14 protein-coding genes are annotated in these 13704 nt (G+C 32.6%); 8 read left to right on the top strand and 6 right to left on the bottom strand.

Translation table 11 applies throughout. The features are described from left to right. On the bottom strand, nt 1-219 hold a 219-nt coding region (locus tag BMZ76_RS13725), incomplete at its 3' end, for a helix-turn-helix domain-containing protein (RefSeq protein WP_143071099.1). Between the two features lie 346 nt (nt 220-565). After that, nucleotides 566-985 (bottom strand): Lrp/AsnC family transcriptional regulator, encoded by a 420-nt coding sequence (locus BMZ76_RS13720; protein ID WP_091207975.1) that lies wholly within the window; start codon nt 983-985, stop codon nt 566-568. Between the two features lie 106 nt (nt 986-1091). Here BMZ76_RS13720 and BMZ76_RS13715 point away from each other — a divergent pair, with 106 nt between their 5' ends. Next, entirely contained in the window at nt 1092-1811 is a 720-nt protein-coding gene (locus tag BMZ76_RS13715; protein WP_091207972.1) for a sulfite exporter TauE/SafE family protein, read from the top strand. Nucleotides 1812-1931: 120 nt separating this feature from the next. After that, the gene (locus tag BMZ76_RS13710; RefSeq protein WP_091207968.1) at nt 1932-3161 is read left to right on the top strand and encodes a multidrug effflux MFS transporter; all 1230 of its coding nucleotides are present in this window, start codon (nt 1932-1934) and stop codon (nt 3159-3161) included. A 22-nt stretch (nt 3162-3183) separates the two neighbouring features. On the opposite strand, the gene BMZ76_RS13705 is transcribed toward BMZ76_RS13710, so the two are convergent. The 4 genes from BMZ76_RS13705 to BMZ76_RS13690 all read right to left on the bottom strand — a co-directional run bounded on the left by BMZ76_RS13705 (nt 3184) and on the right by BMZ76_RS13690 (nt 8232). Next, entirely contained in the window at nt 3184-4449 is a 1266-nt protein-coding gene (locus tag BMZ76_RS13705; RefSeq protein ID WP_091207964.1) for an NAD(P)/FAD-dependent oxidoreductase, read from the bottom strand. 97 nt (nt 4450-4546) lie between these two features. Further along, nucleotides 4547-5884 (bottom strand): DEAD/DEAH box helicase, encoded by a 1338-nt coding sequence (locus tag BMZ76_RS13700; RefSeq protein ID WP_091207960.1) that lies wholly within the window; start codon nt 5882-5884, stop codon nt 4547-4549. 169 nt (nt 5885-6053) lie between these two features. Then, entirely contained in the window at nt 6054-7598 is a 1545-nt protein-coding gene (locus BMZ76_RS13695) for a DEAD/DEAH box helicase (protein ID WP_091207955.1), read from the bottom strand. A 106-nt stretch (nt 7599-7704) separates the two neighbouring features. Further along, on the bottom strand, nt 7705-8232 hold the full coding sequence (locus tag BMZ76_RS13690) for a DUF6155 family protein (protein ID WP_091207952.1): 528 nt from the start codon (nt 8230-8232) through the stop codon (nt 7705-7707). Between the two features lie 146 nt (nt 8233-8378). Between BMZ76_RS13690 and BMZ76_RS13685 the strand changes: the two genes are divergently transcribed. From BMZ76_RS13685 to BMZ76_RS13660, 6 genes are all read left to right on the top strand, one after another. Next, the gene (locus BMZ76_RS13685; protein ID WP_091207948.1) at nt 8379-8663 is read left to right on the top strand and encodes a DUF3817 domain-containing protein; all 285 of its coding nucleotides are present in this window, start codon (nt 8379-8381) and stop codon (nt 8661-8663) included. After that, nucleotides 8656-9912, top strand: a complete 1257-nt coding sequence (locus BMZ76_RS13680) for a mechanosensitive ion channel family protein (protein WP_091207943.1) — start codon at nt 8656-8658, stop codon at nt 9910-9912. The genes BMZ76_RS13685 and BMZ76_RS13680 overlap by 8 nt, the downstream gene beginning before the upstream one ends. A 130-nt stretch (nt 9913-10042) precedes the next feature. Beyond that, a complete protein-coding gene (locus tag BMZ76_RS13675; protein ID WP_091207939.1) occupies nt 10043-10429 on the top strand; it encodes a glyoxalase in 387 nt (128 codons plus the stop codon). Between the two features lie 306 nt (nt 10430-10735). Beyond that, nucleotides 10736-11449 carry an esterase family protein gene (locus BMZ76_RS13670; protein WP_091208002.1) on the top strand — a complete coding sequence of 238 codons (714 nt, stop codon included), beginning with the start codon at nt 10736-10738 and terminating at the stop codon, nt 11447-11449. Between the two features lie 18 nt (nt 11450-11467). Continuing rightward, complete coding sequence (locus BMZ76_RS13665) at nt 11468-12415, top strand: ATP-grasp domain-containing protein (protein ID WP_091207936.1); 948 nt, start codon at nt 11468-11470, stop codon at nt 12413-12415. A gap of 147 nt (nt 12416-12562) precedes the next feature. Continuing rightward, on the top strand, nt 12563-13669 hold the full coding sequence (locus BMZ76_RS13660; protein ID WP_091207932.1) for a carboxylate-amine ligase: 1107 nt from the start codon (nt 12563-12565) through the stop codon (nt 13667-13669). The last annotated feature ends 35 nt before the right edge of the window (nt 13670-13704 follow it).

Below are 13704 nucleotides of genomic sequence, written 5' to 3'. Positions count from 1 at the left end.
AAGATAAACTTTTTTAGGTTTATTTATTTGACGCTTATCGTATTTTCGCTGAGCTAATTCAGAACTGTATTTACCACTGCGTAAATCGCAATTGCGTTTTAATTCACGTGTTATAACAGATTTGTCCTTATTTATAAGAATTGCTATTTCACTTTTATTGTAGTTTTGATCTAATAATACACCGATTGTGTATCTTTGTTCGCTGGTTAAGTGGCTCATTATTTACAACTTTGGTCAGGAGCAAATAAAGAACATTTATTCCATTCGAGAGAGAGGGCTTTTTAAAAGTCCTTTCTTTTGAAAAAATGTCTTTATCTCCCCCCTAAAAGTTGCATTAATTAGTTGAATCTAGTTATATTAATTGAATCTAATATCCTAGAAGTTCAGACTTCCTAGATTTTTGATTCAATTTTTTCTTTTTATTGCAAATCATAAATTAAGCAAATCAAAGTTGGGGAACAGAAAGTTTTTAAATCGGTAAAGTCTATTTTACATAATATAAATTATAGTTCATTTTATTACATTTGAATTTTAAAAAAGTTATAAATACAGCTTTACGGAAATATTATAAATCTTTTAAATTTGATAAAATCAAATGTGTTGTTGGCTCTCCATAAATTAAAAGTCGGTCTATAAATTGTTGCAGATGCAGTTGATCAATTAAAACTACTTTCATAAAAATATTATGTGTACCAGTAATTCTATAGGCTTCATATATTTCCGGAAATTGATTTAAATCTTCACAAAAAATGTACAGTTTCGTACTAAATAATTTGAACATAATAAAAACTTCTAAGCCAAAGCCAAGTTTTTTATTGTTTAGCTGAACTTTATATCCCTCAATAATACCAGCATCTTCCAGTTTTTGAATGCGTTCTCTAACTGATGAAGGTGAAAGCCCTATATGTTTGCCAATATCTACAAATGAAGTTCTGGAATTAACTTTAAGACTTTCTATTATTTTTAAATCAAGTGCATCGACCATAATTAAAGCTTTTAAATTGGCTAAATTACATTTAAATTACTGTAAATGGACACTAAATCCGTTGAATAAATTTTAGTTTAACTACTCGTTAATCTAATTTTGCATTATGGATATGATGTTATTACTACTCACTATTGGTATTTTTCTTGGCTTTTTTGTTCAAACCATTACCGGATTCGCCGGTGCTTTAATTGCCTTACCTTTTTTACTCTTTGTGATGCCATTGTCCGATGCAATTGGTTATTTATCTATTTTTTATTTTATTTCAACTCCTATTTATGTTTACAAAGAGTGGAAATACATTGACAAACAACTTTTAATAAAATTGGCTCCGTCATCATTTTTTGGACTATTAATTGGAATAATTGTCTTGGTATATACTCAACCAATATTTTTAAAAAAAGCATTGGGTTTGTTTATAATTTTGTATGCATTAAATAACTTAAAAGAAAAAAAAGAAATTCAGTTAATCTCAAAAATGAAATACTTTTTTGGTTTTTTAGGAGGTTTCTTTTCAGGTCTTTTTTCTACCGGAGGGCCTTTGTATTTAATAATTATAAGAAGTGAAACCTCAAATGTAAAGACTTTACGTGCCACCATGTTTGGTGCTTTAGGTTTAATAACATTAATGCGAATTCCTATTCTTGCCTTTGAAGGTATTTTGTCAGTAAGTCAATTTTATAATGCAATGTTTGTTTTACCTTTTTTCATAGTAGCATTATTATTAGGTAATAAGGTATATTTAAAATTAAATGAATTTATCTTAAAGCGAATTATGTTAGGACTTTTGTTTTTGTCCGGAATTATGTTATTGGTTAAGAATTAATTGCTTTTATTTATGTTTTTAGTTTTTGCGATAGATCAAATTTATTAAGTCTAACATTTGATTGGCCTTTTAAATATTTACCTTTGCAAAATTAAAAAAAATTTCATCACTGATCGCATAATGACAAAAAATAGATATTTCCAATTAATTCTAATTTTAGGTTCACTAACTGCACTTGGACCATTTTCGATTGATATGTATTTGCCTGGTTTTGCAGGAATTGCAGCAGATTTAAACACATCCGTAGCTAATGTTTCAATGACTTTGTCCAGTTATTTTATTGGAATTTCTGCAGGACAATTGCTTTATGGACCTTTATTAGATCGTTTTGGTAGAAAAAAACCGCTTTTTATTGGACTAATCGTTTACATTTTAGCTTCTTTAGGTTGCGTTTTTGTTACTGATATAAATACTTTTATTGGTTTACGATTCATTCAGGCTGTTGGCAGCTGTGCTGCAACTGTAGCATCGGTTTCTATGGTTCGGGATTTATTTCCTGTAAAAGATATTCCAAAAGTATTTTCATTATTGATGTTGGTTGTTGGACTTTCGCCAATGCTAGCACCAACTATCGGTGGTTACGTTACTGAAGATTATGGCTGGCATACCGTATTTTTTATATTAATGTGTATGGGTATTTTGATTCTTTTGGCTGCGCAAATCGGTTTGCCAAATACTTTTAAACCAGACACTTCAATTTCATTAAAACCAAAACCAATTATTACTAATTTTATCATTATTCTAAAAGAGCCTCAGTTTTATACCTATGCATTTGCAGGAGCAATAGCTTTTTCTGGATTGTTTACTTATGTGGCGGCCTCCCCTATTTTATTTATGGACATTTTTAAAGTTAACGGAAAAACGTATGGTTGGATATTTGCTTTTATGTCGTTAAGTTTTATTGGTGCCAGCCAGTTAAATTCATTTTTGTTAAGAAAATTTACGAGCGAACAAATGATTTTTGGGGCATTAATTTCACAATCTTTCATTAGTATTTTATTCCTTGTTTTGGCAATGAATGATCTTTTAAATTTGCATCAAACTATTGCGATGCTATTTTTATTCTTAGCATGTTTAGGAATTTCAAATCCTAATACGGCAGGATTAACGCTTGCTCCTTTCTCAAGAAATGCTGGGAGTGCGTCGGCATTAATGGGAGCCATTCAGTTAGGATTTGGCGCTTTAGCATCTTTTGCAGTAGGTGTTTTTGTAAAAAATTCGATGTTGCCAATGGTTATAATCATGGTCGTTTCGACAATTGTAGCCTTAATAATTTTAATTTTTGGAAAACGAAATATAAAAAAAACTATTACAACTTCTCAAGATGAAGCAGTTGCAATAGTTCATTAATTATAGCTTTAGTGTTTTTTGATTATATCCTAACTTTTTTATCAGGTCTGATAATCATACGCAAAGACTGGTCTTTTGCAAAATAGGCAATCATCCAATTGAAAAATGTTTTCACTCTATTGCGATAAGTTATCAAAGAAATAAGGTGAATAAATAGCCATATTATCCAAGCGAAAAATCCTTTAAAATGCAATTTAGGACTTGGTAAATCAACTACAGCCTTGTTTTTTCCAATAATAGCCATTGATCCTTTATCATTATATCTGAAGGGCTTTAATGGTTTTTTTTGACCAATTAGTTTAAAATTCTTAGCCAAATTTATTCCTTGTTGAATCGCAACTTGCGCGACTTGTGGATGACCATTTGGGAAATCGGTATCTGTTAGTTGGATACAAGTATCGCCAATTGCATATATGTTTTCAGTACTATTTACTTTATTGTAAGCATCGGTAGCCATTCTTTTTCCGCGACCATAACTTTCTATTGGAATTCCTTCGAAAACTTTTGCAGAAACTCCCGCAGCCCATATTAAATTCTTGGTTTGAATCGTTTCGCCATTGGCAAAATATACTGTGTCATCTATATAATCTACCACTGTGGTATTCAATTTCACGACGACTCCTAATTTTGTCAGCGCTTCAAGCGTATCTTTTTGAGAAGCTTTACTCATTGGGGACAATAAGGCATTGGCGCCATCAACAAGATAAAGGTTACTTGCAGTAGTACTTAATTCCTGATATTCTTTCAGCAAAATATTTTTTCTCATCTCAGCGATCATACCGGAAACTTCAACGCCGGTTGGACCACCACCGGCAACTACAATGGTTAATAATTTTCTGCGTTCGCGAATGTCTTTACAAATGGCAGCTTTTTCTAAATTCTTTAAGAGTGTATTACGCATCACGATTGCATCATTCAGCGTTTTCATTGGAATAGCATTTTTTTTTACGTTTTCCATTCCAAAGTAACTCGTTTCGGCACCAGTGGCAAAAACCAAGTAATCGTATTTTAATTCTCCATTGTTGAGAATAATTTTATTTTCTGAAGGGTTTATTTTTAGTAAGTTTCCTAAACGAAATTGTAGATTTTTTTTGCCCGAGAAAAATTTCCTAAAAGGATAACTAATACTTGAAGGTTCTAAAAAAGCGGTAGCGACCTGATATATCAGTGGTGCAAAGAAATTGTAATTATTTTTGTCTACGAGTGTTACGTTGATTCCTTTTTCATTTAAAAGTTCTTTAGCAAGATTTAATCCTGCAAATCCACCGCCGATTATTATAATTTCCATATCGTGTTTTTATAGTCTATAAATTAAAAAAGCATCCCTAAATATACACTATTTATGAATGCTCTAATAAATTAAATAGTAAATAAACTTGAAATGTTTAATTCTTTTTAAGTTTTTTAACGGGTTTTTCTAAAGGCTCATTTTTGTTTTGCAACATATAATTAGCCAATAATTTTTCAATCAATTCATCTTTCGTCAAATGATGAAAAACAATTTTTATTTTTTCTTTTACTTCCGGAACGACATCATGGTTGGGTTTGGTCTTAAAAATTTGTTTGGCCCATAACAGCATGTTGTTTTCTTCGATACTGGCAACAGTTGGTTTTTTGAATTGTGTAAATTTTATTCCCAATTCTTTTTCGAAATCAGCAATTTCTCCTACTTCTTCTTGTTGCAAAACCGTTAGGGAAAGTCCCTTTGCTCCTGCTCTTGCCGTTCTTCCGCTACGATGTACGTATGCTTCATAAACGTCAGGTAAATGGTAATTGACCACATAAGAGATTTCTTTTACGTCAATTCCTCTTGCCGCTAAATCTGTCGCTACTAATATGTTGATATGTCCTTCACGGAATTGCTCCATAATTCTGTCTCTAATTCCCTGAGACAAACTTCCGTGCAATGCTCCTGATGAAAATCTATTTATTGCCAGATTTTTTGCTAATTTATTGACAGCGGCTTTTGTTTTGCAAAAGATAATTCCGCGCTCTCCTTCTTTAGAATTCAAGAAATGCATCAAAACATCCAGTTTTTCAATGGGATCAACTACAATATATTCATGATCAATTCCTTGATTTCCTATTGTTTCCATGTTGGCACTAACGTGTAACACATTTTTGTTTAAATAATTCTGAATTAACTGTTTGATAGCTCCGGGCATGGTCGCCGAGAATAAAAAAGTATTGTGAATTGCAGGTAACTCCGCCACAATCTCATCTAAGCTTTCTTTTAAAATAGTCACCATTTCATCGGCTTCATCAAGCACCAGAAATTTGGTTTCTTTTAAATTTATTGCTTTGCGCTGAATCAAATCAATCAATCTTCCAGGTGTTGCCACAACAATATGTGTAGGCAATGAAAGTCGTTCTATTTGGGGTTTTATTGGAATTCCTCCACAAGTTGCCGCAATGGAGACATTGGGTAAATATTTAGAAAAATCTTCTAGGTTTCTAAAAATCTGGTGTCCTAATTCCCGAGTTGGAACTAAAATCACAGCTTGTACAACTGGTAAATCAGTATCAATTAATTGTAAAAGAGGCAATCCAAAAGCTGCTGTTTTTCCTGTACCGGTTTTTGCAAGTCCAACCAAATCTGTAGTGTTTGATAAAAGTAACGGAATTGTTTTTTGTTGAATTTCTGTGGGTACAACAATTTTCAATTCGGTAATCGCTTTTAATATTGGTGCTGAAATTCCTAAATCAGAGAATTGTTTTGGCATTTTTTTGGATTTTATAATTTTATAAAAAAGTTGTTTTGCAAACGTAATTTTTAGCCCCGATAGCAGTGAAAATCCTTTCTGGTCATGAACTTGTTTCAGTATTCTGAAACAAGTTCATGACCAGAAAGATTGCAACGAATAGCGGGATTAGCTCCTTAAAAAAGAAATATTAATCTTCATCCGGTTCGTTCATGATTTTTTCCCGATATTTTTTCCCGGTTAACAATACCAGTTTTAATTTGTAATCGTCAACAAGCCACTCGCGGTAATTTTTACTGCACTGGCTCAAACATTTAGAATAACGCTTGATGCGACAATCGATATCATCATCTAGCAATTTCCCTAATGCTTTCGCCTCTTGCAAGGTTTCAGAATTATCAACACACATGGCAGCGTGCTGTTCCAATGATTTTTCCAGCACTTCTTTTGAACGTAAATTTTGTTTGATGATGAGTTTGTGTTCCTCATCGATATCAAAAGTTACCACTTCTGTTTTGCTGAATTTAGCTCGTATTTCAGGCGGCATGCTGTATTTAAAATACAATTCGATTTCAGTGTCATCACGTAAATTTTCCAGATAAAACTCCGGTGATTTAAAGATGTGTTGCCAATTTACCGGCTCACTCCACAATCCAAATCGTGCTGCATTATTCCCTAAATCGATAACGCTAAAAGTATCTTTATTAGGTAATTTTCTGGAACCGCGACCAATCATTTGATAGTATAATGTCAATGATTTTGTCGCTCTATTTAATATGATAGTTTCTACAGTAGGCTCATCAAAACCGGTGGTAAGAATTCCAACTGATGTCAGAATTGCATCCGGCGTATGCTTAAACCAATGTAAAATATCTTTTCTTTCTTCGTTGTTGCTGGTGTTATCCAAGTGGCGAATCGCATAACCGGCTTCTCTAAATGTTTCATATACATATAAGGATGTATTGATTCCATTATTAAAAATTAAGGTTTTCTTACCCAAAGATTTCTCCGTGTAAGCATGCAATAATTTTTCCTGCATGGCCATATTCGTATATAAATCATCTGATGATTTTACGGTATAATCCCCATTGATACCTACTTTTAATGAGGTCAAACCTACATCATAACTGTACGTGATTGCTTTTGCTAAAAATCCATTTTCAATCAAAGAACTTATAGTGTCTCCTACGATTAATTCATCGTAGCTTTCATGCATAGGCAACTTGATATTAGAACTTAAAGGCGTTGCTGTAACTCCTAATATGAATGCATTTTTGAAAGAGCTTAATAATTTTCGGAAGGAGTTGTAATGCGCCTCATCGATAATTACCAATCCTACATTATCTAAATGCAATTTTTCATCATTAATACGGTTTTTCAAAGTTTCGACCATTGCAACAAAACAAGAATAATCGTTTTGGTCCGGAAGTTCTTTTACTTTACTATTGATAATTTTGTTTTTTACATCAAAACCTTTCAACATTTTTGAAGTTTGCTTACACAACTCAATTCGATGTGTCAAAACAACCACTTTTTTATCGTGTTGTGATAAGTAACGTCGCACTATTTCTGAAAAAACTACTGTTTTCCCTCCGCCAGTAGGCAATTGGTATAACAAATGGTGTTGTGGAGGTGCATTATCTATGCGCTCAAATATGGCGTCAATGTCGCCTTTTTGGTACGCATAAAGTTCTTTTTTGTCTTCGATTTCTATTTCTAAAGTGTTTTGCGACATTGCTTATTGTTGGATTTTTGCAAAAATACACCTAAAAAACAGTTTAGTTATCAATTTTAATTAAAAAAAACAGGATTGATTAAATAAAATTGAATTATGCAACCATTCAATACTCAAATCGCTCAATAATAGCATTGAACTCTGGCTCGTTGTACCATTTTTGTGTAATGGTTTCGTTATGAATGACTGCTATTCTTATTTTAAAATCATTGAGTATTCCGTTTGCGATTAAGAAAATAACGGCTTGCTCAAAAGAATTGAACATACTTTTGAAAAACAAATCTTGTTTTATAAAATTTTCAGATGCAAAGGTTTGTGCAATTTCGATATTGTATAGCATTACATCAGCAATTACGAAGGGATCGACACCTAAAAGAATAAAATGCTTGATATATTTTTGAGCAACGGAACGTCGCATTTTAGGTTTGCTGCGTCTTCCCGCCTTTTTGAAAGGAAAATATTCATTTGAAATTTTGAGTTTGCATTCCTGCAAAAGCGTTTCTTCTTTTGGATTAAAAACAAAATTATAATAAACTTTTACGGAACTGAATTTCTCGTACAATTCGAGAATTTGCTCTTCGAGTTGCTCTTTATTCAATTCAGCTAAGTATTTTTTTAAATCGCGTTTGCTCATTACCAAAGTTTAAGATTACAAAAGTAATTTACTTTTGTAATCAATGCGCCGAAAATCACTGATAATACCTAATTTTGACACAAATAAAAGTAGAAGCACTTTTTATCCTAACGTAATTTTTTACTTTTATCCTCAAATTTATTTTTATGCTTAAAATTTTTAAAATTGTCGCGCTACTCGAAGGAGTTTCTTATTTGGCTTTATTTACCAATATGTTAGTTGTGAAACCTACAAATGTTGCTTTTTACAAGGCATTATTATTTCCAATAGGAATGGCTCACGGAATTTTGTTTGTAAGTTACATCATTTTAGCGATAATGCTGAAATTTGAACAGAATTGGGATTGGAAAAAATTCGGAATTATATGTTTGGGTTCCTTAGTTCCTTTTGGAACTTTTTATGTAGATAAAAAATATTTGCAAAATGTATAAATACATAGAAAAAATATTCAATTTTCTTTATCCTGTATTCCGACAATGGGGATTGGGAAGCAGTTTAGCTTCCTATTTAAGTCTAGTGCTCAATATCATTCTATTGTGTGTCTTGGCGTATGCAATTTATGTTGTTTTTAGACTTATTTTGGTCACCATTATGGCAGTTATTGCCCAAAAAACTAAAACGAGATTTGATGATTTACTCGTAACCAATGAAACTGCCAAGTACATTGCGCATTTAATTCCGCTGCTGTTTATCTATAAATCGGTACCAATTATTTTAGATAAATACGTGTATTGGGAAGGCGTTTTTGGAAAATTAGTCGGAATTTATATTGTAATGTTGGTTTTATGGATTATCCGAACCATTTTTAATGCTTTACGAGATTATTTAAAACTGAAACCGCGATACAGCGATAAACCAATTGACAGTTTCATTCAGGTGATAATGATTGTGCTATGGACTGTTGGGATTACGGTTATTATTTCCAAATTATTCGATATCAATCAAAAAGAGTTGTTAACCATTTTGGGAGCGGTTTCTGCGGTAATTATCTTGATTTTCAGAGACACTATTTTAGGTTTTGTTTCCAGCGTTCAAGTCTCAATCAATGATATGGTTCGAATTGGCGACTGGATTACGATGGATAAATTTGGTGCCGATGGAGATGTAATAGAAATTAATCTGGCAACAGTGAAAGTTCGAAATTTCGACAACACTACGACCACTATTCCAACATACAGTTTAAGTTCCGATTCGTTTCAAAACTGGCGCGGAATGTTGAATTCTGATGGCCGACGCATCAAAAGACACATTCTCATTAAAACAAGCAGTATTCGATTTCTGGAAGAAACAGAATTAAGTGATTTAAAGAAAATACATCTTATTTCAGATTATATTGACACCCGAAAATTAGAAATTGACGAATATAACTCCAACAATAAAATTGATAAATCCATTGCTATAAATGGACGGAATTTGACCAATTTAGGCTTGTTTCGAAAATACATAACCGAATATTTATTTAATTATCCCGGCTTAAATCAAGAGATGTTGATGCTTTGTCGCCAATTGCAGTCGACCTCACATGGAGTTCCGCTTGAAGTCTACGCCTTTTCGCATGACAAACGTTTTGAAAATTACGAGTATACTATGTCGGATATATTTGATCATATCATCGCATCCGTAAGTTATTTTGATTTAGAAATTTTTGAAACTGCCACCGAAAATGAATTAAAAGTTTAATCGTTGTTCAAATTTTTATTTTTTTTGATCTTCGCTTTCACCACTTTATGTTATCAAATGTATAAATCTTTTTAAAAAACTAAAATTTTATCTTTGTTATGCGTATTTTTTTTAATTTTAAGAAAAAAATATGAACGAGCGTGATACTTTTTTAAAAGAATTTAGAGGACAAACCATTGGTTCCGTAACCACCCAATCTACAACTGAAGAATCGTTTCAAAATGAAGTACTTCGACCAATTTTAAAGCTACAAAATGATTTATTTGTAGCTTCCTTTATCAATTATATAAATAGAAATAAAGCTGATTTTTACAATCATTCTCTTGACAAAAAACAATCAGTCATAGAAAATGTAATCCGTAAGGACATCAAGTTTAGAAATGTTTTAAAGGGAATGGTTATCGGATTATTCACTGCTGATGAATATGCCATTTACATACAAAACACCTCCAATACCAACAAAAGAATGATGAGTATGCTTGTGGAAAGATTGAAAAGCCAAGTTCAACTTTTTTAAATTTAAAAAAACAGTAAATTTTTTGCTTACCTTATTCAAAAATTCATTAATCCATTCCAACATTTTGATTTTACTGATTATTAAATGGTCATGTAAAGTAGAAGGACGTAAGATTTTGAAAACACATTATGTTAAAACAACTTGATTTGTTGTTTATAATTTAAAAATCACCTCCTTATTAATCTAATTATTACCATTTATTTCTAATTTAATAATTCTAATCTTTTTTATAATAAATATTAGTTAAGCCCATTTTTATCTGCCATCTGTATGATTTTTTTCATTATAATTGTTAAAAATAATTTTATGAAGGAAGAATATTTCAAATGGTATTCCCCCAATTTAAATAGAGATATTGAAATGTTGGTTTTTGGACATGCTGGATATCCTGTAATCTTATTTCCAACTTCTATGGGAAGTTACCATGAAAACAAAGATATGGGATTGATAGAATCTGCAAAATGGTACCTTGAGCAAGGGTTAATTCAAATATTTTGCCCGGATAGTGTTGACAAAGATAGTTTTTACAATAAAAATATACATCCTATTCACCGTATCGAAAATCACGTAAAATACGATAGAATGATTTGTCACGAAATTGTTGAAGAGGCAAAGAACAACACTCCCTCAGGCAAAGTAGCTATGGCTGGCTGCAGTTTTGGCGGCTATCATGCTGCAAATTTTGCTTTTCGTCATCCAGGTTATGTAAGTCATCTTTTTTCTATGAGTGGCGCTTTTAATATTAAGAGTTTTTTGGATGGTTTTCACAACGAAGATGTATTTTACAACAGTCCAGAAGATTATTTATACGGTCTAAATGATTATGAATTATGGAATATTGACATCGTTTTAGGAACTTCTAATTGGGACATTTGTTTCGATGCCAATCTAAAATTAAGCAAAGTTTTAGGCGACAGACACCTACATCATTGGTTAGATATTCGTCAGGAACAAAAACACGACTGGCCGATTTGGAAGGAAATGTTCCCGCATTATTTATCAAGAATTAAATTTTTTTAAAATTATAAACACATCAAAATGAAAAAAATTGGAATTTTATTTGGAATGGAAGACACCTTTCCTCAAGCATTTATTGATCGTGTCAATTCAAAAAACGAAAAAGGAATTATTGCTGAAGCAGTGGCCATTGATAAAGTAGTTCAAAATCAAGACGGAGAATACGCAGTAATTATTGACCGAATTTCGCAAGATGTCCCTTTTTATCGTGCCTATTTAAAAAATGCGGCTTTAACAGGTACAAATGTGATTAACAATCCGTTTTGGTGGAGCGCGGATGATAAATTTTTCAATAACGCTTTGGCAGATACGCTCGGCGTGCCTTTACCTAAAACCGTAATTCTTCCTTCGGCTGAACATCCTACGGACACCACCGGAAAATCATTTCGAAACCTAAAATATCCAATGGATTGGGAAGGAATCTTTGACTATATTGGATTTCCTGCATACATGAAACCGTATGCTGGAGGTGGCTGGAAAAATGTGTATCGATTGGAAAATATTGAGGAATTCTGGGAAAAGCATCAGGAAACTGGACAATTGGTGATGATGCTTCAAGAAGAAATTGTTTTTACGGAATATTTCAGAGTATATTGTTTGGGTTGCAAAGCAGTGCGAATAATGCAATATGAACCAAGAAATCCTCATCATTTACGCTATGTAATCGATGGACCGCCTGTGGATAAAAAATTATTAGCAACCATAAAAGATTATACTTTACGACTTTGCAAAGGATTGGGATATGATTTTAATACGGTAGAATTTGCCGTTCGTGACGGTATTCCTTACGCCATTGATTTTGGAAATCCCGCACCTGATGCCGAATTAACTTCGGTTGGTGCTGAAAACTTTGAATGGGTGGTTGAAGAGGCTTCGAAAATGGCTATTGCTGCCGCAAAAAAGCAAAAATCAGGAAAAATGAATCTCACTTGGGGAACTTTTATAAAAGATGCTGTTGCTGGAAAATAAAATTTTATAAATTACGAAATGCCCTAGCCTCGATTAAAGTGGAAATCCTTTGTAGGCCTGATTTTTATGGCCTGTAAAGATTGTAACGGAAAGCGGGACACGAGCGCAGCGAACTGACGAAGTAATTAGCTCCTAAAAAATAAAATAATGAAAAAATTACCAGTTTTTACACTAGGTGTTGAAGAAGAATATCAAATAATAGACCCTGATACAAGAGATTTACGGTCGCATTTGTCAAAAATTGTGGATGGTGCCAAAATAATTTTAAACGAGCAGGTTAAGTCCGAAATGCACCAATCTGTGGTGGAAGTAGGAACTAATATTTGTCATAGCGTTAATGATGCCAAAAATGAGATTCGGTTTTTACGCTCTAAAATCGTTGAATTAGCGGAGAAACAAAACCTTATTGTTGGTGGTGCTGGAACACATCCTTTTTCAAAATGGCAGGATCAACCGATAACTGATGATCCGCGATACCACGATATTGTTAATGAACTGCAAGATGCTGCGCGTTCTAATTTGATTTTTGGAATGCATTGTCACGTAGGAATTGAAAATCGTGAAATCGGTTTGCAATTGATGAATCAGGCTACCTATTTTCTGCCTCACATCTTTGCACTTTCGACAAATTCACCTTTTTGGGAAGGAAGAAAAACAGGTTATAAATCATTTAGAACCAAAGTTTTTGATAAGTTCCCCAGAACAGGTTTGCCGGAATATTTTGATTCAGTAAGTTCGTACGAGAACTATTTAGATACTTTGATAAAAACAAATTGCATTGATAATCCAAAGAAAATTTGGTGGGATTTACGATTGCATCCGTTTTATAATACAATAGAATTCAGGATTTGTGACATGTGCTTGACGGTCGATGAAACTATTTGCATCGTTGCCATTATTCAGGCAATTGTAGCCAAACTCTACAAATTAAACATGAACAATACTAGTTTTAATGTGTATCGACTGGCTTTGATAAAAGAAAATAAATTTCGGGCAGCACGTTACGGAATTGAGAATAATATGATTGATTTTGGTATGCAAAAAGAAGTTGAAACTAAAATGCTTATTCTGGAATTGCTTGATTTCATTGATGATGTTGTAGATGAATTAGGCAGTCGTGACGATATTAATTATGTTCATGAAATTTTGAAAAACGGAACTGGAGCGGACAAACAATTGGCTGTTTTTGAAGAAACTGGCGATCTTTCTAAAGTGGTGGACTTTATAACTGGTCAATTTACCAAGGGATTATAAAATATAAATTATCTTTGCGCATTATTTTTAAAAAC

Origin of the sequence: Flavobacterium xueshanense (assembly GCF_900112975.1) — a bacterium.
GTDB classification, from domain to species: Bacteria; Bacteroidota; Bacteroidia; order Flavobacteriales; family Flavobacteriaceae; genus Flavobacterium; species Flavobacterium xueshanense.
This window is presented reverse-complemented; position numbering and strand designations above follow the sequence as displayed.